The sequence below is a fragment of the Bulleidia sp. zg-1006 genome, assembly GCF_016812035.1.
GTDB lineage: Bacteria > Bacillota_I > Bacilli_A > Erysipelotrichales > Erysipelotrichaceae > Bulleidia.
In genome coordinates this window covers 1357203-1383064 of sequence record NZ_CP069178.1, presented here as the reverse complement: position 1 = coordinate 1383064, position 25862 = coordinate 1357203, and the positions used below count along the sequence as shown (strand labels likewise).

The following is a 25862-nucleotide window of genomic DNA, read 5'->3' as shown; positions in this document are numbered from 1 at the left end:
AAGGAATAGACCTATCTTTTTATCCATTAAAGCCTCCTTTTTCTTTTGTTCAGTGTTAAAATAATTAGAGAAAGAAACGAGGAAATTTTGAATGGAAATAAAAGAATTACAAGCTCATGCTAAAAACATTCGTAAAAACATTTTACGAGAGATTTTCTCAGCTCAATCGGGACACCCGGGTGGTTCTCTGGGCGCAACGGATATTTTGACAGAATTGTTTTTTGAAGTCATGGACATGGATGAAACGAATGTGAATGGAATTAATCGTGATCGTTTTGTATTATCCAAAGGACATACTTCACCGTTGTTATATGCGGTGTTAGCGGAAAAAGGCGTATTAGCTGATGAACAATTAGATACTTTCCGTAAGATTAATTCCAAATTACAAGGTCATCCTAATATGAATTACGTTGTTGGTGTGGATATGTCCACCGGTTCTTTAGGACAAGGCTTTGCGACTGCGGATGGTATGGCTTTAGCGAATAAGCTGGATGGCAATTCGCATCGTGTGTATTGCTTAATTGGTGATGGTGAGTCTCAAGAAGGTGAAATTTGGGAAACGGCAATGGCTGCCGCCCATTATAAAAATGATAATTTATGTGCCATTATTGATGTGAATGGCTTACAGATTGATGGTCGCACAAGTGATGTGATGAATCCAAATCCATTGGATGAAAAGTTTAAAGCATTTGGTTGGCATGTGGTTTGTGTGGATGGACATGATTTTACACAATTAAGAGCCGCGTTCAAAGAAGCTAGCGAAACAAAAGGACAACCAACAGTGATTATTGCTAAAACAATTAAAGGAAAAGGTGTTTCTTTCATGGAAGACCAAGCCGGTTGGCATGGTAAGGCACCCAACCTAGAACAATATGAACAAGCATTGCAAGAATTGGAGGCACAATAATGGGAAAAGCAACGAGAGAAGCTTATGGTGAAGCTTTAGCACAATTGGTTCAAGAGAATAAAAAAATTGTTGTGTTGGATGCGGATTTAGCCGGTAGTACGAAAACGAATTTAGCGAAAAAGGTTGCACCTGAACGATTCTTTGATATGGGTATTGCGGAAGCGGATATGATTGGTCATGCGGCTGGTTTAGCGGCGAGTGGATATACGGCTTTCGCTTCTTCCTTTGCGATGTTTTGTACAGGTCGTGCTTGGGAACAGATTCGTAATAGCGTTGCCTATCCAAAGTTGAATGTTAAGATTTGTGGAACGCATGCGGGTATTTCAGTCGGTGAGGATGGGGTCTCTCATCAAGCCATTGAAGACATTGCCTTAATGCGTGTTATTCCTGAAATGGAAGTGTATGTCCCTTGTGATGCGACTGAAACAAAGGCAATCATTCGTCATGTAGCTCATACGAATAAGCCAAGTTATGTTCGTTTGGGTCGATCTTCCGTGGAAGATGTCTATGATGAAAAGGAAGTCTTTGATTTCGCGAAGCCTAAGATGGTGAAAGAGGGTAAGGATGCGGTTATTTTCGCTTGTGGATCAATGGTTCAATCCGCTTTAGAAGCGGCGAATAAATTACAAGAAGAGGGCAAGAGTATTGCGGTTGTGGATGTTTTTGCGATTAAACCTTGTTCAGAAAAAGAAATCGCAAAGATTTTAAGTCAGTTTGACCGAGTGTTTACGGCGGAAGAGCATAATGTGATTGGTGGCTTAGGCGGTTTAATTGCCGAAATTTCAACAAAACTATACCCAAGAATAATCCATCGAATTGGTATGCAGGATTGCTTTGCGGAATCCGGTAGTGCAAAAGCGCTGATGCAGAAATATAAATTAGATGGTGATGGTGTCTGTGAAGAAGTGAAAAAAGTTCTTTCTAGTCATTAGAAAGTTTGAAAAGGAAAGCCTCGAAAAATCGAGGCTTTTGTGTATCGTTTGGAAAAATTCATTTTCCCATAAGAAAGGGGCTTTTCTGCTATAATAAATACCCTTCAGCTAATTAAGTGATTCCCACGGTTCTTTTTAATGGTTTCTCCTCTAATTTTTTTGGCACACGGAAAAAGTTAAAAAGTTGGTTGATTTTCCAAAAATATGTGGTATATTATTTAAGCACGCCTTAATAGCTCAGTCGGCAGAGCGAGCGGCTGTTAACCGCTAGGTCACAGGTTCGAGCCCTGTTTAAGGCGCTTTGTTGTATAAAAAGGTGTTTACAAAGGTTATGTAAGCATCTTTTTTAGTACTTCCTAAAAAGTAGCACGCTTAAGTGCTTTGGCTTCTAGTTCTTCTTTCTAAACGATTGAATAGCACAAAGGTTTTTGCGGATGCTTATCGGTTTGGATTCTTTGTTTTTATCCTAGCTAGAATTCCCTTTTACTGTCTTGTGGATTAAAGAAGAAACGATACTCAAGAGGTGAAAAAGCCTCTTTCATCAATTGATGATATTCCTTTCGGCTAAAATCATCGCTTTGGCATAACATTTCATACCAAACATAATTCTCTTTAAAGTAACAATGTGTTTCTTTAAAGCCATGACGAAGATAGAAGTTTTTTCTTCGATATGGAAGGGAATTCTTTTCTTCAACTAATTCGGTTAAAAGAAAAACTTTTTTATGCTTGAAACGAGCAACCATATGATCCAAAGCTTTCCCACCTAAACCTTGATTTCTTAAGGAAGGGTCTAAGGCAAAAAAGAATAAATAAACACAAGTTTCATTTTCAATCGTAAAGAAAAACCCGATGAAATGATTAAGTTGAACAATTGGGTAAAACTTACCTTTCTTTCTTTTTTGAATATTCTTCAATACCCAAAAATGAATTCTTTCTAAAGGTGGAAAAGCAGAAGTATAAAGCTCTCGAATTTCTCTTTCGAATTTCATAAAATACCCCCTACGCACCATAACAAGTAACATTATTCAAGCGATAAGTCAAAAATCCTTTAAACCATTAGACAAAATACCCTTTTTCGCATAAAATCAGTAGGTAGAAACGAGGAAACAGAATGGATTGGAAGACATTACAAGGTTACGAAGAAAAATATGCGAAAGTTACCATCAAGTCGCATAAAACATTTGATGGAAAGGTCATCGAAGTTCTTTATGGAGCTGTTGACGAAAAGGGACAACCAACATTAGCGGTAGAAGGTCATGAAGATGGTCATGGTCGTTGGTATGGCATTGAATCCAATGGAGAATACACCATGCTTGTTTGGCAAAAGCCGGCGAGCCAAGGTGGAGATATTGAATACGGAACAGAATTTAAAGAAAACGCTGTTGAAGAATTAGAAAAAGACGTTCGTCATAAACAAGATTTATGCCGTCAAGTTGAAACATTGAACGCCGGAACAAGTGAAGAAGAAATAGAGGCTATTAAGAAAGAATGGGAAGCCATTCCAGATTGGAAAACAGCGAAAGAACAAGAATATAAGACTTGGTTTGAAGCATCTTTAGAAAAATTAAAAATGCGTAAAGAGAAAGCAGTTCAAAACGCAAGCTTAAAAGAGACGTTGGTTCAAAAGGCGGAAGAATTGAAGAATTCAACCGCATGGAAAGATACACAAGAGGCTTTCCGCCAGTTGCAAGAACAATGGCAAGATATTGGTCATGCCGGTGAAAAGGAAAATACGCTTTGGGAATCGTTCAAAAAAGCACGTAAAGAATTCAATAAGAGCCGTAAGGAATATTTCGCTAATTTAGATACCGTTCGTGGTGAAGCTAAGCTGAAGAAAGAAGAGCTCATTAAGCTTGTTCAAGAAGCAGTGGAAAAGAATGTGAATTACAATGCTTTATCCAGTAAGATGGATGAATGGATGAACGATTGGAAAGCCTTAGGTTCTGCCGGTCGTGAATGGGATGATCAATTGTGGGAAGCTTTCAATGGAGCTCGTCAAAAGTTCTTCGCCGAACGTAAAGAGTTCTTTAAGAAGAGAAATGAAGAATTTAGTGCTAGCTTAGCTAAGAAAAACGCTTTAATTGAACAAGCAAAAGAAATTGTCGCATCTGGTAATTTAGATAAAGAAAATACCGAAAAGATGAAGAGCTTAGATGTGGCTTGGAGAGAAGCCGGATACTCGGGAAGAAAAGATAATGATCGTATCTGGGAAGAATTCAAGGCTGTTAAGGAACAATTCTGGGATGCGAAGCATGGTGCCAATCAACAACGTTTCCAAGATATTCTAGCTCACAAAGAAGAGTTGACTGAATCTTTACGCAAGGAAATCAACCAACTTCAAGAAGATGTTTTCCAAGTCGATGATTACGAAGAAGTACATGAAATGGAACGCCAAATTTCTCGCAAAAAAGCAATGTTGGAACAAATCAAGGATGACATTGAAGATTTAAAGAATAAAATCAACTAATTTTTTAGAAGCTTAAAATGAGCATCGTTTTAAGCTTTTTCTTTGTAAAAGGAAGTAAAAAGAAAATCTTTTTGGTATAGTAGGTACGAGGTAAAAACATGTCAGTCAATCAAATGATTTTTTTAGTGTTGGATGTGCTTGTCTTTGCGATGTTCACATTGATGTTGGTGCATTCTAGTCAAGTTGAAGTTGAAACAAAGGTAGGCAATCGTTGGGCAGTATTTGTTTTATTTGTGTTATTAGCGATAGTCGGCTTTATGCATAACCAAGGAGCATTCCGTTACATTCAATCCGGCGTGGTCCTGGGTTTGGGAATTATGTATATGAATATGAAATCCGGTTTATCACCAAAAGGGGTGGTTCTAATGGGATCCTTAGTTAAATATAAAAAAATAGGGCAATTAACCTTATCTAGGAAAGATTCCAGTTTATTCTTTGAACACTTTCACAAAATCAACGCCTTATTCTTTGAACCTTCTCAATATGAAGAGTTTCGTGACTATTTAGCGAAATATTCGGTATCGGTTAAAAAGATGCCTCATTAAACAAGGATTTTCTCTTTGCTTGGTAATAGATAAGTATGGAGAAAGTTCTTTTTTCATTGGCTTGGTTCAGTTTTTGTTTAACCTATTCGTATCGACATTATTTTCATCGTGGTCAAAAAGGGAAAAGTGTCTGTGATTTTTGTTATAAGGAATTGAAGTGGTGGATGAAGCTACCTATGTTGGGCTACTTACTGAATCAAGGAAAATGCTCCTATTGTAAACAAGCTATTCCACTTTTTTGGTTTGGTATAGATGTGTATAGTCTTTTGGTAGGATTAGCTTGGCAAAACTCTGAAATGCCTATTCTTCCTTTTATGAGTTTATCTTTTTTATTCATAAAGATGGGATTAGAAGATGCGTATAGCGAAAAAATACAAAGCATAGATTTATGGTTAAGTGCTTCGTTAATGGCTTTCTTTTATTATCGTGGATTAGAAGGGAAGTGGCTTATCGCTGTTGTGTGTATCCTTATTTCCCCTTATTTAAGAAATCAATGGATGGGGGAGGGGGATATTTGTTTGTGCGGCATTTTTTTATTTGGCTTGCCATGGGAATTGTTCCATTTATGGTTAGGACTTGCGAGCGGCTTTGGTTTATTATTTGCGATTAGTACTAAGAAAAGAAGAATCCCTTTTGGTCCATGGCTGTTACTGGTGGGCTGGTTACTACTCATTCTGACATATCAATGATAAAATAAATGCATGAAACGATTATTACTTCGATTAAATCAGGTGATTGCGCTATTCCTTGGCTTGGCGTCAATGTTCTTACTAATCCAATGGCTCGTAGCGCCTATTTATAACATAAGTCTGTTGTATACCCATCACTTCATTGTGAATGTAGAATTGGTGCATTGGATGATATTACACTATATCAATAAATTCATGGATAAAGAAGAAGGTCGTATCATCTCCCAACGCTTTCATTTAGGGCGTTATGTGTATTTATCTCTGGTATTACAAGCCGGTGTTCTTTTGATTTATTACGCAATGGATGTTTGTTACTTAGAGGCAGACCTTTATTCCTTCACGCAAAAGATAAGTGTCGTTATTCTCAGTTCTTTTGGTATTTATTACCTGGGAAAATGGTACTTGAATCGCTTCGGAAATTATGTTTTGCTTTGGAAAGACAAGAAAAAATCCTACCAAAAAGGAAAGGAAGCTTTTAGTTTATTGATTGATCGGGTTGATGGTTCTTATATTGAAGGCTTTGTTCGGGGAGAAATTTTTCAAGGTGAGAGGGTTTCTTTATTGGATCAATTGGTTGAAAAAGGTGGTGAAACCGTACCGGTTGTATTGAGTGAGGGAAAAGTAGAGGAAATCTTTGTACAAGATGTTCAAAAGAAATCCGCAAAGGAAGAAAAGGTTCGCTTGAAAGTTCACTTTAATGAAAAATTGAGTGTGAATGCTTATCAATTATTATCAGGCTATTTAGCTAAGGATAGGACGAAGAGTGAGTATGTGAATGGTTTATTGAAAGAAGTCCCGTCGCATGTGATGGATTATCATTATATTCATCAATTGTTTTGTTCATTTGAAAAGGCGGACTTTTATCAATTAAAATACACGGGTGATTTTGAACAAAACACAATTTTGTATGATAAAGTCTTTATTCCGGCAAGCAATGCTTATTTGAAATCCATTTATACTAGTCCAAAAGAGGCCTTTCGGAATCAAGACTTAGTGGAATTAGAAGGTTTGGAATTAAAGAAAGTTCCTTTCCAAGAGGTTTTAAGTCAGGCTAAAAAGGAAGATATGGGAATTATTATCAATCCTTTTGGGACAAGTCGGTTCGTGGTGGATATCCAACAATTTGAAAATCAAATGAAAGAATTAAATCGTGTTATGGAAGTGATACAAGAGGGGGAAACGAAATGAAAAATCAAAATCTTTATGAAAAATTAGCGAAATTGGCGGTTCGTATGGGTGTTCATGTACAAAAGGATCAGCCTTTATTGGTGCGAGCCAATGTTCGAGATGTGGAATTTGTGCGGATGGTTTCAAAAGAGGCCTATGAAGTTGGGGCTTCGGATGTGATTGTGGATTGGAGTGATGAGGAATTAAGCCGTCATAAATTCCAATACCAAAGCTTAGAACGATTAAAGGATATTCCGGATTGGCTCCATGATAAACACAAGTATCTTCAGGATAAGGGAATATGTTCTTTAGCGGTGGTATCGGATTGTCCGGGTGGCTTAAAGGATTTGGATCAAGAAAAGATTAGTGCGTATTCAAGAGCTTTCTCGGAAAAAATGGATGACTTGATGGACTATCAAATGAAAAATATTGGTCAATGGTCAATCGTTGCTTTACCATCACAAGATTGGGCGGAATTGGTGTTTCCTAATTTAAGTCCAGAAGAAGCGTATAGTGCTTTAGAAAAGGCAATCTTTTCCGCTTCCAGGGTGGATGAACAGTCTAATCCAGAACAGAATTGGTTGGAACACGATGCTCGTCTAACAGCATATGCCAAGAAAATGACCGACTATCAATTCACAAAATTACATTTCACTTCTGAACTGGGTACTGATTTAGAGGTAGGCTTAGTGGATGGAAATATTTGGGAAGGTGGTGGTACCGATTCTTTCTTTGGGATTCACTTTGAGCCAAATATTCCAACTGAAGAAGTGTTCTCTATGCCTCATAAAGATAGAGTAAATGGAATTGTGTACGCTTCTAAGCCTTTGAGTTATTCGGGGAAAGTGATTGAGAATTTCTGGTTCCGTTTTGAAAATGGAAAAGTGGTGGAATATGGAGCTGAAAAAGAAAAGGAAGCTTTGGATAAGCTGGTGAACTTTGATGAAGGTTCTTCGCATTTAGGAGAAGTGGCTTTGGTGCCATATAATTCGCCAATTTCACAATCAGGTATTCTATATTTTAATACCTTATTTGATGAAAATGCGGCTTGCCATTTGGCTTTGGGACGTGCCTATCCGGAGAACATTCAAGGTGGTTTAACAGATGAGGAAGAAAGCCTAAAGAAGCGTGGCATGAATACCTCTTTAGTGCATGTGGACTTTATGTTTGGTACCAAAGGAATGGATGTGGATGGTATTCAAAGAGATGGAACGGTTGTACCGGTGTTTAGGAAAGGTAGCTTTGTGATTGGTGAATAGTGATGATAAAAAATGTGAATGAACAATTGATGAATTTTATCAATGCTTCACCAACGGCGTATCATGCGATTCATCAAGTAAAAGAGAAACTAAGAAGTGGTGGTTATACAGAGCTGCAAGAAAGTGAAAATTGGGACTTAGAAGAAGATGGGCGTTATTTTGTTTGTCGAAATGGCTCTAGTATCCTAGCTTTCCGTGTTCCTTGTAAGGATTATCATGGCTTTATGATTGGAGCGGCACACTCGGATTCACCTAGTTTTAAATTGAAAGAGAATAGCGAGATTGAAAAAGAAGGCTATCTTCAATTGAATGTTGAGGGCTATGGTGGCATGTTGATGGCGCCATGGTTTGATCGTCCTTTAGGGATTGCCGGAAGAGTGGTTGTGAAAGATGGGAATTTCTTTTCTTCCTATTTAGTCAATTCTGAAGAAACCATCGCTATGATTCCGAATTTAGCCATTCACATAGATCGTAATGCGAATGAAAATCATAGTTATAATATTCAAAATGATTTATTGCCAATGATTGCGCAAGGAAAGAAAGACAATCAAGTTCTTCGCTATTTTGCGGAAAAGTTGAAGATTGAGGAAAAAAATATTCTTTCGCATGACTTATTCCTATATCCAAGAGAAAAAGCCTATGTTTGGGGAATGAACCAAGAGTTTTTGACTTCGCCTCGTTTGGATGATTTGCAGTGTGCCTTCGCTAATTTATATGGCTTTTTAGGGGCTAAGGATGCGCATAGTATTCCTGTCATGGTGATTTTTGATAATGAGGAAGTCGGTTCTTTAACGAAACAAGGAGCGGATAGTACGTTCTTAAGTGATTGTTTAAGTCGTATTCATCAGGCTTTAGGACATGACCTGAATAGTTACCCACAAGTCATTGCGAATTCAATGATGGTGTCAGCGGATAATGCCCATGGAGTACATCCAAACTATGTTGCCAAGCATGATCCGGTCAATCACCCAAAATTGAATGAAGGAATTGTGATTAAATTTAATGCCAATCAGCACTATACAACCGATGGTATTAGTGCCGCCTTGTTTAAGGATATTTGTCAAAGCCAAGAACTTCCTTTCCAAGTATTTACCAATCGTTCGGATGTTCGTGGTGGTAGTACTTTAGGGAATATTTCCAATGCGCATGTGTCTTTGGTGACGGTAGATGTTGGCTTGGCTCAATTGGCAATGCACTCACCAGTTGAAACGGCCGGTGTTAAGGATACGGCTTATCTGATTGATGCTTTAGCGGAATTTTTTAGTCGATCTTTGGTTCAAACAAAGTCTGGATATGAGTGGAAATAAGTAGAAGAAAAACCTAGATTTATCCTTAGGATAGATTTAGGTTTTTATGACTTAAAATAGCGAAACAAAAATATTTTGTAAGGGTTTACATTCATAAATAATGAGCATAGAATGAAATCACATAAGAAGTACTTTTTATTTTTAAAGCTATGAGAAAGAAAGGAGAGTAAAAACAGAAAAAATAAAAAGTATACAGTATGGAATATTACTTAGAAAGGAAAAGAGTATAATGAAAAAAATCACTGTTTTACTTTTAACGGCTGTCATGCTAATAGGCTTTGCACCAACAAAAGTACTGGCTTGTGATGATTGTTCCACGGGGACAATTGATGATGCTTTGGCACATAGAAATTATCCTTCTAAGAGAACCTTTGCAACACGAACGAGATTTCAATGTGAAGAAAGCAATATGGGCTCAAGAGGATGGGTTCATAGATATAAGATGATTGATTATTATGTTTACTAAACAGCAGAAAAGAATCATCATGATAGCGAATATCGCTATTTCCTTGTTGATAGGATGGTTTTCACAGGCTGATTTTGTGAATGCCTTGATTTTCATAATAGGTTTTATTACCTTTGATATTATCGATGTAGAAGAAATTACACAGAAGTATTTAATTAAAATAGGATTAATTGGTGTAATAGGTTTTATTGCGTATATTATTTTCAAGCCAAGGGGTTTGGAGGCTTCTTGGTTAAGGTATATCTATATCCCAATGGGATTTGCTAGGCATATAAGATATGTCTTAATCCATAGCGAGAATTGGTGATTTTAATTTTCTAATTTTATGAAACAGAGTTAGGAAACTGATTCTGTTTTTTGTTTGTTTGAATTGTCAAGCTAAGTGCAACGTAGTTGAATAATAGACTTCATAGAGTGTAAATTCAAGTGCCTTAAAATAGCGAAACAAAAATATTTTGTAAGGGTTTACATTCATAAATAATGAGCATAGAATGAAATCACATAAGAAGTACTTTTTATTTTTAAAGCTATGAGAAAGAAAGGAGAGTAAAAACAGAAAAAATAAAAAGTATACAGTATGGAATATTACTTAGAAAGGAAAAGAGTATAATGAAAAAAATCACTGTTTTACTTTTAACGGCTGTCATGCTAATAGGCTTTGCACCAACAAAAGTACTGGCTTGTGATGATTGCTCCACGGGGACAATTGATACAAGTAAAATCATTGGGGTAGAAGTTATTGATAATGAACTTTACATTGATGTTTTAGAATCAGAAAAATCTAATTCTGGTGGATATAGTTTATATTATAATCTTGGGCGCTGTAAGGGGAAAACAAAAACGGTATATGGAACTATTTCAAAAAGTGATTTAATAAAATATAGGAAAAAAATTGAGCGTGATAATATAATTGGAGGTGCTATTTTGGGTGCTTTGCTTGGTGCTGGAACAGGTATTCTTGGGAATATTGGTATAGGTATCGCAGTGGGTATAGTATTGTCAGATAATAAAATAATAACTGCCATTGATGATGCCTTAGCACATAGAAATTATCCTTCTAAGAGAACCTTTACAACACGAACAAAATTTCAATGTGAGGAAAGCAATATGGGCTCAAGAGGATGGGTTCATAGATATAAGATGATTGATTATTATGTTTACTAAACAGCAGAAAAGAATCATCATGATAGCGAATATCGCTATTTCCTTGTTGATAGGATGGTTTTCACAGGCTGATTTTGTGAATGCTTTGATTTTCATAATAGGTTGTATCACTTTTAGTGTTATTGACTTAGAAGAAATAAGAAGAAAGAATTTAATTGAGATAGGAATTTTGATTGTATTTGGTGTTGCTTTGTTTATAATTTTCAAGCCAAAGAATCTTGTTCCTTCTTTGACTAAATATTCCTATATTCCAGTTGGGCTTGCTATGCACATAAGATATGTCTTAATCCATAGCGAGAATTGGTGATTTTAATTTTCTAATTTTATGAAACAGAGTTAGGAAACTGATTCTGTTTTTTGTTTGCTATAATAAAAGCAGAAAGAGGCTATATGAAGTTTGCACATATTGGCGATTTGCACTTGGGAAAGGTGGTAAATGGTCATTCTTTTTTAGAAGATCAAAGATATATTTTAAACCAAATTTTACAACAACTAGAAATAAAAAAAGTGGATTGTCTATTAATAGCGGGTGATATTTACGATAAATCAGTTCCAAGTATCGAAGCAGTGGGAGTTTTAAATAACTTCTTAAAAGCACTGCATGAAAAGGAAATCAAAGTAATTTTAATCAGTGGCAATCATGATAGTTCATCCCGCTTAGCCTTTGGTTCAAGCTTTTTCAAGCAAGGCGATATCTATCTACAAACCAACTATTCAAACCAAGCTATTGTCTTAAAGGATGAATATGGACCAATTTATATCTATAGCATCCCCTACATGAATCGCTTTGATATTAAAAATGCTCTTCATTTAGAAGAAACACCTCGTTTAAAAGAAGGTTATCATCTTTTATTAGAAGATTTAAAGTTAGATACAAAACAAAGAAATATCCTAGTGGCACATCAATTCGTTCTTGGTGTTAGTAAACCAAGTGAAGATAGCTCAGAAGAATTAATGATTGGTGGTTCAGAGGAAGTCAGCAGTCCCATTTTTGAAGACTTTGATTATGTGGCTTTAGGACATATTCATAAACCGGAAGCGATTTTGAATGCAAGTGGTCGTATTCGTTATAGCGGTTCTCCTTTAGCCTATTCAAAAGCAGAAGCGAACCAATCAAAAACAATGCCTATCTTTAGTTTAAAAGAAAAAGGAAGTTTAGAAATAGAATTAATCCCTTTACAACCACGACATGAAGTAAAATTCATTAAAGCAACAATAAAGGATGTTTTAATGGGAATAAAGGCTGTTGATTCCATGGACTATCTTTATTTTGAATTAAGCGATGAATATTTTCCTTACACTTCTATTTCGGAAATCGCAAAGAAATACCCGAATTACATGAGTATTATTCCAGCAAAAAGAAAATACAATTTGCAACAAACACAATCCAATACCAATATGAAATCCTTAAATCCGTTGGAAATTATTGCTACATGGTATCAGCAGGTCAGCGGTCATGATTTAAGTGATGAACAACTGGCATGGGTTCAAAAGATATGGAATGAGGGAGAAAAAGAATGAGACCTCTACAACTAACACTACAGGCTTTTTCGTCGTATCAAAAAAAGACGGTTATTGATTTTCGCCAATTAGGGCAGAATGGTATCTTTGTAATTTGGGGAAATACAGGCTCCGGGAAAACGACGCTTTTTGATGGTATTTCCTACGCTTTATATGGTGAACAAAGTGGTCAAGAGCTACATAGACCATTCGATTTTAGAAATCGTCAGGAACAAGATAGAAAAGTGGAAACCATTGTTGAACTAGAGTTTGAAAATAAGGGTTTGGTGTACACCGTTCATCGCTCTTTTAAGCTAAAAAAGGATGGCAGTGATGTTCATCAAAAATGTTATTTAGCTTTGCCGGATGGAAAAAGTTTATCTAAACAAGCAGAAATCAATGAAAAAATTAAAGACATCATTGGTTTGGATAAAAAACAATTTCGTCAAGTGGTGATGATTGCCCAAGGAACATTCCGTGATATTCTCTTGAAAAAAGGTAATGAAAGAGCGGAGCTATTAAAGACGGTTTTTGATGTGTCAGCTTTCAGTTCATTTATTGAAAGAAGTAAAAAAGAGGTGGATTATCTTCAAAAGGAAGTGAATGAAACCAAGAAAGAGATTGAGCGTCTTTTAGAAGAAGTTCATTTCCAATTAGATGGTAAAACCATTTTAGAAGAGTTAAACTTGTTGAAAAATAAGCAAGAATTCGATTATCTTCGATATCAAGAAATTGTATCGAAACTGGAACAGATAGACTTAACTCTTCAAGAACAAAATATTCAGAAACAAAAATTCCTAGACCAGCAAAAAAATCGTTTGGACTATAAAAAAGCACAAGAAAAAAAACTGATGCTAGAAAAAGACTATCAATCTTTAGAAGCGAGATGGCAAACTTTCCAAAAGGAATGCAATGAAGATTTTTTTAAGCAAAAAGAAAAAGAATTAAATCAATTGAAGGAACAGCTTTCTCTTTATCAAGTGGTGGATGAACTTGAAATAAAGCTTAAGCAACAAACACATTTCGTCAAGGAAGCACAAACAAAACTAATCTTAAAACAAGATAGTCTTGTGCATCAGCAAAAAGAGCAAGAAGATTTTAAAAACATAGATGAAAAACTTGGCCAACAAAAATTACTTGTCCAGAAACGGGAAATGGATTTAGAAAAAGAAAGTCTTTCTTTAAATGAATTTCAACAGGCTTTATCGAGAAAAGAAGCGTATGAAAAAAATAAGATGGACTACCAAAAGCATGTAAAAGAATATCAAGATTTACAACAAGAATATGGTAACTTACAACAAGAATATGAATTTCAACAAAGTCGTTTCTTACAAGAACAAGCCGGTATTTTGGCAGAAAATTTACAAGAAGGTAAGCCTTGTCCTGTGTGTGGTTCCTTGCATCATCCAAAGCCGACTCCAAAAGGTGAAAAGGTTTATAACCAAAGTCAAATTCAATTTTTGAAAGAAAAAGTGCAAACTTTCAATCAAAAGCGCTTTTATTTTTCACAAAGAATGAGTGAAGAAAAGACTTCTTTAAAGCATGATGAAAAAAGCTTAAAAGAAATGGCGGAAAAGTATTCTATTTCAATGGAAGAATGGACAGTGTTTTATACAAAGTTGCAAAAGCAATACCGGCAATCCAAAAAGGAGTTACAAACGCAAAAATCTATTTTGAAAGATAATGAGCAGCAAAAGGAAGTCTTCCGGCAAAGAGAAAATAGCATCCATGAATTAAGAAAAGAGATTGAACAAGACCAAGTAAAGCTTCAAGAAGAAAAGCTCCAGTTAAAGAGTATTCATGTGGAGTATCATCTAAAAAAGAAAGATTTACCTCTTTTTAAAAAGGAAGAAGCGGAAGAGAAATACCGAGAAGAACAACGCCTTCTTGCCAATTTAACAAAGAAAAAAAAGCAGTACCAAGATGATTTGCAACAAGGGAAATTATCCTTGGTTACTTTAGTGGCTCAGATAGAAACTCTTTCCAAGCAATTAAAAGAAGAGTTGGTTTTCGATTTTAATCAATTGGTTGAAGAAATCAAATTGAACAGCAAGCTAAGAGAAGAGTTGGACCATCAGAAACAAACTTTATACGCCCGGTTACAAAGGATAGAAGCGGTCTATACACGAGTAAAACATGCTTATCAGAAACAAGAGGCGAAGATGCAAGCGTTGGTTTGGAAACAGGATATAACGAAATACTATGTAAGATCGGGGGAAGATGGTAATAAATTGAGTTTGGATGCGTATGTTTTAAGTCTTTATTTAGATCAAATTCTCGGCTTTGCGAATGAGCGGTTTCAACAGATGGCAGATGGTCAATATGCCTTAGTTCGAACGAGTCGGAAAAGTGGTCAAAGTGAACAAACCTTGGCTTTGGATATTCAAGATTTGTATAGTGGACAAAGTCGCCCAGTGCATACTTTAAGTGGTGGGGAAGCTTTCATGGCTTCTTTATCACTGGCTTTGGGCATGGCGGATGCGATACGTTCTTTACATGGGGGTATTGAAATGGAAACCATCTTTATTGATGAAGGGTTTGGCAGCTTGGATCAAGAGCTATTGAAGAAGGTCATGTTGATTTTAGAAAAGACGGCCGGTAACCATCGTTTGGTCGGGATTATTTCTCATGTGCAAGAATTAAAGGAACGTGTTGAAAAGAAAATTATTGTCACAAAAGAGTTTCAAACTGGTAGTACAATAAAAATCATTGGAGAATAGAGTATGGATTGAAAGCTTTAGATTAGCAGATAATCAGCGCCAGGCATTATTTTAAAATCACATAAAAACAAAATGGAGAAATGATTTGAACTGAATCCCAAAAGTTGGACAGTATAATTAAGTAGCTTTAGAGGACTGAATCCTGTATTGCACAGGACTCAGTCCTTTTAACTTGCACTTAATTCGTCTATTGTTGTAATAGTCAATGTATGCTTCAATTTCAGAAATTAGGTGTTCTGTAGATTTGAATTCATGTTTGTAAAACATCTCTGCCTTAAGTAGACCGAAGAAGTTTTCCATGACAGAATTATCTAAACAGTTTCCCTTTCCAGACATGCTTTGTATTATGCCATGCTCTTTAAGCATGTGCTGGTATTTTTTCATTTGATATTGCCAATCTTGATTTGAATGCAGAATCGTTTCGCTTGTATTTGGAATCTTTTCAAAAGCCTTTTCTAGCATATCCATGACTTGATGGAATACTGGATGAAGTGAAATATTATAGCTTACTATTTCCCCATTGAACAAATCCGGAATAGGTGACAAGTAAACCTTTTCTCCACGAACATTGAACTCTGTAACGTCAGTTACCCATTTCCGGTTAGGCTTTGTAGCTACAAATTTGCGATTCAATAGGTTTTGGAGCTTCTAAAAATAAATTGATAAAATTCTGCATTTAATGTTGACATTCACCGACATATAAATATAAGTAACATAATATTGAATATACTCAATATTTATGGTATAATAATCAAAACTGTAGTAGACAAAGAGGTGGTAGCTATATGAATAATGAAATGGATAAAATTCATAGAGATGTTTATAGCAACATTAAAGAATTGATGGATAATGCAAGAAATAGTGTTGCAATAGAAGTTAATAATATCCTTATTCAAACCTACTGGGAGATTGGGCGAATTATCGTAGAAGATGAACAAGGAAATTCAGATAGAGCAGAGTATGGAAAACAGTTGGTAACAGACTTATCAAAGAGGCTCATAAAAGAATATGGCAAGGGATTTTCAAAATCCAACTTGTTTAACATGAGAAATTTTTATTTGAGTTTTCCAATTTTCCAGACACTGTCTGGAAAATTAAGTTGGTCGCATTATTGTGAACTACTTTCCATAAGCGATGAGAAGAAAAGAAGTTTTTATGAAAAAGAAACTATCAATGCCAATTGGTCTGTAAGAGAGTTAAAAAGACAAATAAAAACCTCACTTTTTGAAAGACTTTTACTTTCATCAGGAGATGAAAATAAAGAAAAGGTATTAGAGTTAGCCTTAAAGGGAAATGAAATAAATAAGGCAAGTGATGTTGTAAAAGATCCCTATGTATTTGAATTTTTAGGACTGCCTGAAGAAAAGCCGATTATGGAAAATGATTTAGAAAAAGCCCTAATAACTCATATTGAAAAATTCTTGCTTGAACTTGGCAAGGGCTTTATGTATGTAGGCTCACAACAAAGAGTAACACTTGGGAATACCCATTATTATGTTGATATGGTATTTTACAACAAGATACTTAAGAGCTATGTTTTGATTGAACTTAAAACAGGAAAACTAATGTCGGAAGCAGTCGGACAAATCAATATGTATCTTAACTACTACAAGGCGGAAGTTAATGACGATACGGATAATGAACCGATTGGAATTATCCTTTGCACTGATAAGGACAGTATACAGGCAGAATATGCACTTGGTAGTTTGTCCAATAAGATATTTGCTTCTAAGTATACTTTATATATTCCTGATAGAGAACAATTAGAAGAACAAGTTGAGAGAGTTTTAAGGAATTATAAGGAAAAATAAAGTCAATGGAAGATGCAATTGGTCAGATGGCATCTGACTAATTGAAAATTATGCAACGGGCGTTGCACAATTATAGAAAACAAAATAATTTATGAATGATTAGAGAAGTGGAGAAATAATCTACTTCTCTTTTTTATTGCAAGGAGAAGAAAATGAGTGATAACAAAAAATACTATTATCTCAAGCTAAAGGAAGATTTCTTTACAAGTGAAACCATAACCTTACTTGAGAGTATGAAAGACGGAGTAATGTATTCCAACATTTTATTAAAATTGTATCTGATGAGCCTTAAAAACAACGGCAAGCTGATCTTCAGAGATAACATACCATATACAACGAAATGATTGCCGCCATAACACGCCATCAAGTAGGTACTGCGGAGAGGGCAATAAAAATATTTTTGGAATTGGAACTGATAGACCAATTACCCGATAAGATTTTGTATATGGCAGATATAGAGCTTTTCATTGGAAAATCATCAACAGAGGGCGAAAGAAAGCGAAAAGCAAGGCTTGAAAATCAAGAAAAAATACGACTTTTAGAGGACATTTGTCTAAATGATGGTGGACAAGTGGCGGACATTTGTCCGCCAGAGAATAGAGATAAGAGATTAGATATTAGAGATAAGAGAATAGAGGGGAAAGAAGAAACTGGGATGGCTAAGTCCGGTGCAATACAGGCTTAGACTCTTGGCTACATAAAAATAGCGGAGCAGCCATATAAACTGCTACGCTAAAAAAGTCTAACTTTTGGGGGTCACTTCATTTGTTTTCTCCATTTTTCTTATAAATCTTTGCAATCTTCAAGTTTTCTTTTAATACCATTTAAAACTACATAACCTTGTTCAGCCTCTGGCTTATCCAGAATTTTTGGCTGGGGGAATTGGTCGGAACTCACATTTCCAAGATACTTTTCCAGCTTAACTTTAAGGTCTTCAAACTTGGCTGGCTTATGGGTTTCGGCATGCCTCATCCTGGAAAGGATAGCAATAATCATAAGATAGAACACAACTGTGATAATGACTAAAGTGAATAAGATTATTCTAAACTCCATGATTATTTACTCTTTTCTTCTTTGATTGTCTCAAAAACTCCCTTAGCTAAACCGGCAATGCCTTGAATTTCAGAAGGAATAATAATCTTAGTGGCTTGACCATTCGCAGCTTGGGCAAAGGCTTCTAAGCTCTTTAGTTTAATAACCGTTTCATCAGCACCGGCTTCTTTAATGGCTTTTAAACCTTCCGCGGTAGCTTGTTGAATGGCACGAATTGCTTCGGCACGACCTTCTGCTTCTTTGATTTCCTTTTCACGTTCAGCTTCAGCGGCCAAAATCGTTGCTTGTTTCTTGGCTTCCGCATTTAAGACAGCGGATTCTTTATTACCTTCAGCCGCTAAAATCATAGCTTGTTTTTCACCTTCAGCAGTTAAGATGGCAGCACGTTTCTCACGCTCAGCTTTCATCTGTTTCTCCATGGATTCACGAATCGCCGCCGGTGGTTGAATGTTCTTCAATTCAACACGAGTAATTTTAATTCCCCAAGGATCCGTTGCTAAATCAATTGTTTGTAACATTTGGCTATTGATGGCTTCACGTGATGTTAGTGTTTGGTCTAATTCCATATCACCAATGATATTACGAAGTGTTGTGGCAGTTAGATTTTCCATTGCCATAATTGGATTTTCAACCCCATAGGCATATTGATGAGGAGAGAAAACCTTAAAGTAAACCACTGAGTCAATTTGCATTGTAACATTGTCTTTTGTAATAACCGGTTGAGGCGCAAAGTCAGCAACTTGTTCTTTTAAAAGCATTCTTTTTGCGATTCGATCAATCAAAGGAACCTTAATATGGATGCCGGCATCCCATGTTGTGTGGTAACGACCTAGTCTTTCAATCACATAAGCGTGTTCTTGTGGGACAACATTTAGCGTGCTAACTAAAATGGCTAACACAAGCATAAAAACAACAATCCAATAAACAAATATAGGCATACAATAATACCTCCTTATTCCCTTATCAGTATATCAAAATTTTTATCGAAAAAAATAATGGTATGATAATAAAGTAAGGAGAAAAATTATGAACGAACAAATCATTCAAAATATCGCAAAAGAATTACAAATACAATTAGAACAGGTGGAACACAGCTTATCCTTATTACAAGAAGGAAATACCGTTCCTTTTATTGCCCGTTATCGTAAAGAGGCGACGAAGGGATTGGATGAAGAGCAGATTTTTTTTATTCAGAAACAATTTGATTATCAAAACAAATTAGCTGAAAGAAAAGAAGCGGTTTTAAAGTTGATTGCCGAACAGGGTAAATTAACACCTGAATTAGAAAAGGAAGTTAAGGCTTGTGAGAAGTTATCGCAAGTAGAAGATGTTTATCGTCCTTATGCTCAGAAGAAAAAGACAAGAGCGACCGAGGCGGTTAAGAAAGGGCTACAACCATTGGCGGATTGGTTATTGGCTTTACCGGTGGAAGCCAGTGTAGAACAAGCGGCTGAGAAGTTTGTGAATGAAAATGTGCCAAGTGTTGAAGAAGCCCTACAGGGAGCAAGAGATATTATTGCTGAATTTGTGTCGGATAAAGCGAAACAGCGTTGGCGTTTTAAAGAGTTTATTTTAACCTCAGGACAACTTCAAACCAGGTTAAAAAAAGACGCAAAAGATGAGAAGCGTACTTATGAAATGTATTATGATCGTAGTGAAAAAATTAGTTATGTGGCAGACCATCGTGTGATGGCGATGGATCGAGCCGAAAAGGAAAAAGTGATTACCGTTTCCTTTGTGTATGACAAGGATTATTTAGAAAAAGAAGCCTTGGAAGAATTGTTGAAAGGCGAAAAAACGGTTGCTCAAGAACAGTTAGCCTTAGCTTCAAAAGATGGTTGTGAGCGATTACTATTTCCTTCGATTGAAAGAGAAATTCGTTCGGACTTAAGTGAGAGAGCACAAGGTAAGTCGATTGAAATTTTCTCCATGAATTTAGAGAAGCTATTAAGTCAAGCTCCTTTGAAGGGAAGAGTGGTATTGGGCTTTGACCCGGGATATTTCAATGGTTGTAAATTAGCGGTGATTGATGAAACGGGAAAGCTACTTACGGTACAAAAGATTTTTCCATTCTCGAAAAAGGGAGAGGATGTGGAAACTTCTAAGAAGAAATTACTGACTTTGATGCAAAAATACCAAGTTCAAATTGTCGCGATTGGTAATGGTACTGCTTCTCGTGAATCTGAAAAGTTAGTGGCTGATGTTATACGTGAAAATCAATTGGATATTGCGTATGCGATTGTTTCGGAAGCAGGTGCTTCCGTTTGGTCAGCGCAAGAGGAAGCTCGGCTTGAATTTCCTGATTTAGCCGTTGAAGAAAGATCGGCTGTATCCATTGGTAGACGCTTGTTGGATCCACTGGCGGAATTGATTAAGATTGATCCGCAATCCATCGGTGTCGGTCAGTATCAACACGATTTACCACAAAAGAAACTATCGGAACGCTTAGAAGAAGCAACGATGAAAGTGGTCAACCGAACAGGGGCAGACTTAAACACGGCTTCAAAGGAATTATTGACCCATATTTCCGGTTTAAATGCCGGAATCGCTCAAGAAATTGTGAATTATCGTAATGAAAATGGTCGTTTCACCAATCGTAAACAATTATTAAAAGTTAAGAAGCTAGGTCCTAAGGCGTATACCCAATCCGCCGGTTTCTTGCGTATCAAAGGTGGCGAAGAACCATTAGATCAAACCTCTATTCATCCAGAAAGTTATGAAGCGGCTCGTAAGGTTATGGAAGCCTACGGGATTACTCAATTAGGTCAAGAAGATATTGTTATCGATGGTTCAAAGGATAAGAATTTAGGGATTGATGCCTATACATTAAAGGACATTGAAGAAGCGATTCGTCAGCCATTGCGTGATTATCGTGATCAGTTTGACGGGGCTTTGTTGAAGAGTGATGTTCTAAGTTTAGAAGATCTTCATGTAGGGGACCGGTTAAGTGGTACGGTTCGCAATGTAGTTGACTTTGGGGCTTTCATTGATATTGGTTTACATGAAGACGGTTTAGCCCATATATCGCACATGGCAATGAAGAAATTCAAGCATCCAAGTGAGATTTTATCCGTTGGGGATATTGTGACCGTTTGGGTATATGCGATTGATACCAATCGTGAACGTGTTCAGTTATCGTTATTACCGTTAGATAAGCTACAAGAAAGAGATGCACAAGTGAAGTATCGTAAATCTTCTAAACATCATAAACCAAAGAAAAAAGAAGTAACGATGGAAGATGCGTTATCACGTTTAACCGCTCGCTTTAAGAAGCACTAAGAGAGAGTGTTTATGGAAAAGAAAATTGTAATGGCGGGTGGTTGTTTCTGGGGTGTTGAAAAAGCTTTTCGTTTATTAAAAGGTATAATGGACACAAAGGTCGGCTATGTGAATGGATATGGTGATAATCCAAGCTATCAAGAGGTTTGCACGGGATTGACCGGCTATAAAGAAGCCGTGGAATTGAAGTATGATAGTGATGAAGTGGATTTAAAAACCATTTTAAAAGCATTCTTTCTCTTTGTTTGTGTGGAACAGGAGAATGGTCAGGGGAATGATATTGGTGATCAATATTTGCCTGGTGTGTACTATGAAAACGAGGAAGACAAAGCTATCCTTGAAGAATATTTTGCCCTTGAAAAGAGAAAATACAACTCTTTCTATGTATCTATTCATAAATTAGAAGTCTTTTATCCAGCCGAGGAATACCATCAACGTTATTTAGAAAAAAATCCAAGGGGATATTGTCATATTCCTTTTGGTATTTATCAAAAGATAGAAGCGTTAAATCATCATTAAAATAGAAATTCTCTTCTTTAACGAGTAAAGAAATTCTTTTGTAGGCATCTAGTAAGATGCCTTTTTCGATAGACCATTATGTAACATTTAATCCGACTGGAAGATTAGGACAAACTCTTCTTTTCACCATCCATCTGGATATTCTCTGTCTTTTCTTGGGACATTTTCACTGAACATTCATAGAACATTCATAGAAACTGTCAAAAAAAGTAGACTTTAAAATCCACCTAAATTTAATAAAAACCTAATCATAAAAATCCCATTTTAAAGCCTAAATATACTTTGATACGAGTATAGCATAAGTGGACTAAAAAGTCTGAATTAAAATCCAACCCATTCCATACTAGAAATACTGGATAAAACATTGAAAAAGGTGGTGTTTCAAGTTTGAAAAGACCTTAATCAAACCAAAAACTACGGTACTTAAAACAAATAGAAAAAAACAGGAGGTGAACCAAGTGAAAAGACGGATAGATTTCAGAATAAAACGGATCAAAAAACCGCCACTTGAAAAAATCAAGCTACAAATCGATTGTCTACCCTGTAGCCTAAGCTTAGGGCATTTTAACTAGACTGTTTAAACAGTCCATAGTTGTTAATAAATAGATGATACAAGGAGGAAAAATTATGAAATCAAAGCTTAGAATTGTGGGCAAAAAACTGCTGACTATTGTGATGTCATGCTTAATGTTATTTGGTACGATGTCCACAACGGGCATGCAGGCTTTCGCAGCAGACTCCACAAAGGGAATTGAAACCAATGTGGATAAAACAGAATTGGAGAAGGCTGTAAAAGCCGCAAAAGATGCAGGAGTACCTATTAAAAAAGGTGCTGATGTGGATAAAGGCGTAGCAAAATCCAAAACAGAGGTTGATACCAAGATAGCCGAAATAAAAAAAGATTATGAAGAACAAATTAAGGCTATCAATGGAGAAATCCAAAAGAAAAAGGATTGTGATGCAAAGCAACAAAAGTATGAAAAATTAAAAAAGAAGTATGATCAAGATTTTGCTCAATACGAAAAAGACAAGAAAAAGTATGACGTCGACATGGTTGATTACAACAAAAAAATGGCTGAGCTTCAGAAGAAAATACATGAAGACGGGTACTTAACAGTACCAGCATCGCAAATACTTGTATTTAATAACGAGCCAAATGCGAAACTTAGTATTTCAGGGTCAAAAGTATATACTAAGGAAGGTTTGCTTAATGAAGTAAAATCTTGGGGAAATTTTGATAATATGGGCTTTTCATGGTTTACTGCTCTTAATGAAGGATTTCCTGGACATCCACTTGAAATTGTTTCGGGAGACTCAAGGGTTATTTTTGAAAAAGGGAAAGTAACTACTGCTACGTATACAAATCTTCAAAATTCTAGTATAAATGGAGTTAAGATCTCAAAGGTTGTTTTCGAGTATACACTTAAATCAACTTCTCCACTACCAAATAAAATTCCTGCTATTATCAAACAAGATCCTACCAACACTATTTGGTATGTTGATTTTTTTGGAAAAACTAATATAGGGGTTAATGTTAAATTCTTTGATTCAAAGAATAAACAAATCGATATGACAGGAGCATTGTTAAATTTTTCATCATTAAATCGTGATGAAAATGGTATACCAAAAGAAGGTATCGAAAGAGTTCTTAATTTTAATGGGGAACTTATCGAAATTGCAAATTCATCTATTAAAAAACAAGCAGGGAATGGGGCATATTCTAATTCAAATAATGCTCTAAAAAGTAAGGGATCAGCTTTTGATAAAGGTGATTGGGATACTGATACTTCTCCTAATGCATGGTATGGAGCAATTGTTGGTAAAGCAACAGGTAGTAACATTTCGTATGAGATGGATTCTACTTACAGAGGTAATATATGGTTTGCATTAAATTCTAAAGTAAAGGCTAAAGATGTTCCATTGAAACCTGTGCCACCAACAAAACCAACACCTCCAGTGCAACCACAATGCCCTAATATACATATACAGGCAAATTATCATTACGATGTACTGTTCTATCAGCCACCTGTTGAAAAGAAGGTAACCAATACAGCAGGAGATAATATTAACAACGGTACAGTTGCAAAGAATTCAGTTGTAAAGTTCAGCCTGAATGTAGCGAACCTTCCTGCCGGTCATGAAAAAATCGAATCACTGGTGTTCAGTGATAAATTACCGAATGGATATGAAATGGATTTAGCCGGCACAAAACAGGCGAATTCAAGTTATGAGGTGAAATATAATCAAGGGACAAATACCGTTGAATTTAGGGCAAAATCGGACTTCATAAAAACTGTTAATGCGGATTTGAATAAAGAAGTAAAAATCACATCACCTGTAATTATCGGAAAGGTTATAAAAGCGGGAACTACGTATAAAAATGATTTTGATTTGAAGATTGATAATGAGTATTCCGTTAAGTCGAAGCCTGTTGAGGTTAAAACCCCGCCTGATCCTACGGAGCCGAAGAAAGATGTATTTGATACAAAGGGAACGACAACTAGCATTGACGGAAAAGAAGTCAAAGGCGAAGATGAGCTTTTGTACAAAGTGACATATAAGAATACGACGGGAAAAGCGGAAGACGTTGAAATCAAAGATGAAATACCGAAGTATACAAAATATGTAGCAGGTTCTGCAGATAACGGCGGAAAAGAGTCGGGGGGAGTAATCACTTGGACAAAGAAAGCACTGGGAGACGGGGAAACATTTACAATAAGTTTTAAGGTAAAGGTGGATAAGGAGATCAACGGAAAACCTGTAGATAATGAGGCAAAGGTAAATGCAGGGGAGAACAAGTTCACTACCAATAAAACTCATAACCCTACACCAACTGACCCTGAGAAAGAAGTCTTCACAGGTGGCACAACAACAAACATCGACGGTAAGGCAGTGAAACCTGGACAAGAATTGACTTACGCCGTTACCTACAAGAACACCACAGGTAAAGATGTTAAAGCAACCATCACCGATACCATCCCGGCTCATACAAGCTTCGTATCAGCTGAAAACGGCGGTAAGTATGAAAATGGTAAAGTGACATGGACAGCGGATGTCGCTAAAGGAAAGAGTGTTACGGTTAAGTTTACCGTCAAAGTAAATAAAGACGTTAACGGAGCCCCTGTCGATAACAAAGCCAAAATCAACGATGGTGAAAATGAGTATGATACGAATGAAACGCATAACCCTACACCAACTGAACCTAAGAAAGAAGTGTTCACAGGTGGAACAACTACCAACATCGATGGTAAGGCAGTGAAACCAGAACAGGAACTGACTTACGCTATTAGCTACAAGAACACCACAGGTAAAGATGTTAAAGCGACGATTACCGACACTATCCCGGCTCATACCAGCTTCGTATCAGCAGAGAATGGTGGACAATACGCAAATGGTAAGGTGACATGGACAGCGGATGTCGCTAAAGACAAGAGTGTTACGGTTAAGTTTACAGTCAAGGTAAATAAAGACGTTAACGGAGCCCCTGTCAATAACAAAGCTAAGGTCAATGACGGAACAAATGAGTATGATACGAATGAAACGCATAACCCTACACCAACTGAACCTGAGAAAAAAGTATTTACAGGTGGAACAACTACCAACATTGACGGTAAGAAAGTTCAACCTGGACAGGAATTAACCTACGCTATTAGCTACAAGAATACGACAGGAGAAGACCGTGATGTAACCATCACGGATAAGCTTCCAAAGCATACTGAATTCGTATCTGCCGATAACAATGGCAAGTATGAAAACGGAATGGTTAAGTGGACAAAGAAGCTAGCCAATGGTGAAAGCTGGACGGTTAAGTTCACAGTCAAGGTAAATAAGGATGTTAACGGAGCAACGCTTACTAATACAGCAAAAGTCAACGATGGAGTAAATGATTACGACACCAATACAGTGAAGAATCCAACACCAAAGACTCCTCATAATCCTGAACCAAAGAATCCACATTCACCAAGAACAGGAGATAGCAGTAATATTGCCCTATTGTTCATGATGTTACTGGCTTCGAGTGCAGGACTAGGTGTGACTTACATGAGAAGAAAAAGAGTGTAAGCAGTAGGCATAATA

Annotated in this window: 21 protein-coding genes, 1 tRNA gene and 2 pseudogenes; 20 read left to right on the top strand and 4 right to left on the bottom strand. The window is 36.4% G+C overall.

Going from position 1 to position 25862, the window contains the following annotated elements; translation table 11 throughout:
* The first annotated feature begins 91 nt into the window (after positions 1-91).
* The 3 genes from JOS54_RS07005 to JOS54_RS06995 all read left to right on the top strand — a co-directional run bounded on the left by JOS54_RS07005 (position 92) and on the right by JOS54_RS06995 (position 2138).
* Entirely contained in the window at positions 92-907 is an 816-nt protein-coding gene (locus JOS54_RS07005) for a transketolase (protein WP_203244876.1), read from the top strand.
* Positions 907-1839, top strand: coding sequence for a transketolase family protein (locus tag JOS54_RS07000; RefSeq protein WP_203244875.1), 933 nt, complete (start codon positions 907-909; stop codon positions 1837-1839). The genes JOS54_RS07005 and JOS54_RS07000 overlap by 1 nt, the downstream gene beginning before the upstream one ends.
* Positions 1840-2065: 226 nt before the next feature.
* Positions 2066-2138 (top strand) — tRNA-Asn (locus JOS54_RS06995).
* A 171-nt stretch (positions 2139-2309) separates the two neighbouring features.
* Here the strand turns inward: JOS54_RS06995 and JOS54_RS06990 are convergent.
* Positions 2310-2828, bottom strand: coding sequence for a GNAT family N-acetyltransferase (locus tag JOS54_RS06990; RefSeq protein ID WP_203244874.1), 519 nt, complete (start codon positions 2826-2828; stop codon positions 2310-2312).
* A gap of 122 nt (positions 2829-2950) precedes the next feature.
* Here JOS54_RS06990 and JOS54_RS06985 point away from each other — a divergent pair, with 122 nt between their 5' ends.
* From JOS54_RS06985 to JOS54_RS06930, 12 genes are all read left to right on the top strand, one after another.
* Complete coding sequence (locus JOS54_RS06985; RefSeq protein ID WP_203244873.1) at positions 2951-4306, top strand: DUF349 domain-containing protein; 1356 nt, start codon at positions 2951-2953, stop codon at positions 4304-4306.
* Between the two features lie 98 nt (positions 4307-4404).
* Positions 4405-4851, top strand: a complete 447-nt coding sequence (locus JOS54_RS06980; protein ID WP_203244872.1) for a hypothetical protein — start codon at positions 4405-4407, stop codon at positions 4849-4851.
* A 35-nt stretch (positions 4852-4886) separates the two neighbouring features.
* A complete protein-coding gene (locus tag JOS54_RS06975) occupies positions 4887-5540 on the top strand; it encodes a prepilin peptidase (RefSeq protein WP_203244871.1) in 654 nt (217 codons plus the stop codon).
* A 12-nt stretch (positions 5541-5552) separates the two neighbouring features.
* Positions 5553-6728: a hypothetical protein gene (locus JOS54_RS06970; RefSeq protein WP_203244870.1), complete on the top strand. Its 1176-nt coding sequence runs from the start codon at positions 5553-5555 to the stop codon at positions 6726-6728.
* The gene (locus JOS54_RS06965) at positions 6725-7966 is read left to right on the top strand and encodes an aminopeptidase (protein ID WP_203244869.1); all 1242 of its coding nucleotides are present in this window, start codon (positions 6725-6727) and stop codon (positions 7964-7966) included. Before JOS54_RS06970 ends, JOS54_RS06965 begins: the two co-directional genes overlap by 4 nt.
* A gap of 2 nt (positions 7967-7968) precedes the next feature.
* Positions 7969-9273 (top strand): M18 family aminopeptidase, encoded by a 1305-nt coding sequence (locus JOS54_RS06960; RefSeq protein WP_203244868.1) that lies wholly within the window; start codon positions 7969-7971, stop codon positions 9271-9273.
* A 229-nt stretch (positions 9274-9502) separates the two neighbouring features.
* Entirely contained in the window at positions 9503-9739 is a 237-nt protein-coding gene (locus tag JOS54_RS06955; protein ID WP_203244867.1) for a hypothetical protein, read from the top strand.
* On the top strand, positions 9729-10046 hold the full coding sequence (locus tag JOS54_RS06950) for a hypothetical protein (protein WP_203244866.1): 318 nt from the start codon (positions 9729-9731) through the stop codon (positions 10044-10046). The genes JOS54_RS06955 and JOS54_RS06950 overlap by 11 nt, the downstream gene beginning before the upstream one ends.
* 302 nt (positions 10047-10348) lie before the next feature.
* Complete coding sequence (locus JOS54_RS06945; RefSeq protein WP_203244865.1) at positions 10349-10903, top strand: hypothetical protein; 555 nt, start codon at positions 10349-10351, stop codon at positions 10901-10903.
* Positions 10893-11210, top strand: coding sequence for a hypothetical protein (locus JOS54_RS06940; RefSeq protein WP_203244864.1), 318 nt, complete (start codon positions 10893-10895; stop codon positions 11208-11210). The genes JOS54_RS06945 and JOS54_RS06940 overlap by 11 nt, the downstream gene beginning before the upstream one ends.
* Positions 11211-11293: 83 nt before the next feature.
* Positions 11294-12424 (top strand): exonuclease SbcCD subunit D, encoded by a 1131-nt coding sequence (locus JOS54_RS06935; protein WP_203244863.1) that lies wholly within the window; start codon positions 11294-11296, stop codon positions 12422-12424.
* Positions 12421-15123 carry an AAA family ATPase gene (locus JOS54_RS06930; RefSeq protein ID WP_203244862.1) on the top strand — a complete coding sequence of 901 codons (2703 nt, stop codon included), beginning with the start codon at positions 12421-12423 and terminating at the stop codon, positions 15121-15123. The genes JOS54_RS06935 and JOS54_RS06930 overlap by 4 nt, the downstream gene beginning before the upstream one ends.
* A 117-nt stretch (positions 15124-15240) precedes the next feature.
* Here the strand turns inward: JOS54_RS06930 and JOS54_RS06925 are convergent.
* Positions 15241-15762, bottom strand: a pseudogene (locus tag JOS54_RS06925) (IS3 family transposase); the annotation flags it as partial.
* A 146-nt stretch (positions 15763-15908) separates the two neighbouring features.
* Between JOS54_RS06925 and JOS54_RS06920 the strand changes: the two are divergent.
* Together JOS54_RS06920 and JOS54_RS08035 are read left to right on the top strand one after the other, a co-directional pair.
* Positions 15909-16934: a YhcG family protein gene (locus JOS54_RS06920; RefSeq protein ID WP_203244860.1), complete on the top strand. Its 1026-nt coding sequence runs from the start codon at positions 15909-15911 to the stop codon at positions 16932-16934.
* Positions 16935-17086: 152 nt separating this feature from the next.
* Positions 17087-17577: pseudogene (locus JOS54_RS08035) on the top strand (phage replisome organizer N-terminal domain-containing protein); the annotation flags it as partial.
* A 140-nt stretch (positions 17578-17717) separates the two neighbouring features.
* On the opposite strand, the gene JOS54_RS06910 reads toward JOS54_RS08035, so the two are convergent.
* Together JOS54_RS06910 and JOS54_RS06905 are read right to left on the bottom strand one after the other, a co-directional pair.
* The gene (locus JOS54_RS06910; protein ID WP_203244859.1) at positions 17718-17987 is read right to left on the bottom strand and encodes a hypothetical protein; all 270 of its coding nucleotides are present in this window, start codon (positions 17985-17987) and stop codon (positions 17718-17720) included.
* Positions 17988-17989: 2 nt separating this feature from the next.
* On the bottom strand, positions 17990-18925 hold the full coding sequence (locus tag JOS54_RS06905) for an SPFH domain-containing protein (RefSeq protein ID WP_203244858.1): 936 nt from the start codon (positions 18923-18925) through the stop codon (positions 17990-17992).
* A gap of 88 nt (positions 18926-19013) precedes the next feature.
* On the opposite strand from JOS54_RS06905, the gene JOS54_RS06900 reads away from it, so the two are divergent.
* The 3 genes from JOS54_RS06900 (at position 19014) to JOS54_RS06890 (ending at position 25847) form a co-directional block, all read left to right on the top strand.
* Positions 19014-21266: a Tex-like N-terminal domain-containing protein gene (locus JOS54_RS06900; RefSeq protein WP_203244857.1), complete on the top strand. Its 2253-nt coding sequence runs from the start codon at positions 19014-19016 to the stop codon at positions 21264-21266.
* 12 nt (positions 21267-21278) lie between these two features.
* Positions 21279-21785 (top strand): peptide-methionine (S)-S-oxide reductase MsrA, encoded by a 507-nt coding sequence (gene msrA / locus JOS54_RS06895; RefSeq protein ID WP_203244856.1) that lies wholly within the window; start codon positions 21279-21281, stop codon positions 21783-21785.
* 627 nt (positions 21786-22412) lie between these two features.
* On the top strand, positions 22413-25847 hold the full coding sequence (locus tag JOS54_RS06890; protein WP_203244855.1) for a GbpC/Spa domain-containing protein: 3435 nt from the start codon (positions 22413-22415) through the stop codon (positions 25845-25847).
* Positions 25848-25862 lie beyond the last annotated feature (15 nt).

Excerpts from the sequence above, each read along its gene's own strand:
- JOS54_RS06970 (WP_203244870.1), top strand. The coding sequence starts at position 5,553 with ATGAAACGATTATTACTTCGATTAAATCAGGTGATTGCGCTATTCCTT.
- JOS54_RS06990 (WP_203244874.1), bottom strand. The coding sequence starts at position 2,828 with ATGAAATTCGAAAGAGAAATTCGAGAGCTTTATACTTCTGCTTTTCCA.
- JOS54_RS06940 (WP_203244864.1), top strand. The coding sequence starts at position 10,893 with ATGTTTACTAAACAGCAGAAAAGAATCATCATGATAGCGAATATCGCT.
- JOS54_RS06910 (WP_203244859.1), bottom strand. The coding sequence starts at position 17,987 with ATGGAGTTTAGAATAATCTTATTCACTTTAGTCATTATCACAGTTGTG.
- JOS54_RS06890 (WP_203244855.1), top strand. The coding sequence starts at position 22,413 with ATGAAATCAAAGCTTAGAATTGTGGGCAAAAAACTGCTGACTATTGTG.
- JOS54_RS07005 (WP_203244876.1), top strand. The coding sequence starts at position 92 with ATGGAAATAAAAGAATTACAAGCTCATGCTAAAAACATTCGTAAAAAC.
- msrA (WP_203244856.1), top strand. The coding sequence starts at position 21,279 with ATGGAAAAGAAAATTGTAATGGCGGGTGGTTGTTTCTGGGGTGTTGAA.
- JOS54_RS06905 (WP_203244858.1), bottom strand. The coding sequence starts at position 18,925 with ATGCCTATATTTGTTTATTGGATTGTTGTTTTTATGCTTGTGTTAGCC.
- JOS54_RS06955 (WP_203244867.1), top strand. The coding sequence starts at position 9,503 with ATGAAAAAAATCACTGTTTTACTTTTAACGGCTGTCATGCTAATAGGC.
- JOS54_RS06965 (WP_203244869.1), top strand. The coding sequence starts at position 6,725 with ATGAAAAATCAAAATCTTTATGAAAAATTAGCGAAATTGGCGGTTCGT.
- JOS54_RS06935 (WP_203244863.1), top strand. The coding sequence starts at position 11,294 with ATGAAGTTTGCACATATTGGCGATTTGCACTTGGGAAAGGTGGTAAAT.
- JOS54_RS06945 (WP_203244865.1), top strand. The coding sequence starts at position 10,349 with ATGAAAAAAATCACTGTTTTACTTTTAACGGCTGTCATGCTAATAGGC.
- JOS54_RS06980 (WP_203244872.1), top strand. The coding sequence starts at position 4,405 with ATGTCAGTCAATCAAATGATTTTTTTAGTGTTGGATGTGCTTGTCTTT.
- JOS54_RS06975 (WP_203244871.1), top strand. The coding sequence starts at position 4,887 with ATGGAGAAAGTTCTTTTTTCATTGGCTTGGTTCAGTTTTTGTTTAACC.
- JOS54_RS06985 (WP_203244873.1), top strand. The coding sequence starts at position 2,951 with ATGGATTGGAAGACATTACAAGGTTACGAAGAAAAATATGCGAAAGTT.
- JOS54_RS06950 (WP_203244866.1), top strand. The coding sequence starts at position 9,729 with ATGTTTACTAAACAGCAGAAAAGAATCATCATGATAGCGAATATCGCT.
- JOS54_RS06920 (WP_203244860.1), top strand. The coding sequence starts at position 15,909 with ATGAATAATGAAATGGATAAAATTCATAGAGATGTTTATAGCAACATT.
- JOS54_RS07000 (WP_203244875.1), top strand. The coding sequence starts at position 907 with ATGGGAAAAGCAACGAGAGAAGCTTATGGTGAAGCTTTAGCACAATTG.
- JOS54_RS06930 (WP_203244862.1), top strand. The coding sequence starts at position 12,421 with ATGAGACCTCTACAACTAACACTACAGGCTTTTTCGTCGTATCAAAAA.
- JOS54_RS06960 (WP_203244868.1), top strand. The coding sequence starts at position 7,969 with ATGATAAAAAATGTGAATGAACAATTGATGAATTTTATCAATGCTTCA.
- JOS54_RS06900 (WP_203244857.1), top strand. The coding sequence starts at position 19,014 with ATGAACGAACAAATCATTCAAAATATCGCAAAAGAATTACAAATACAA.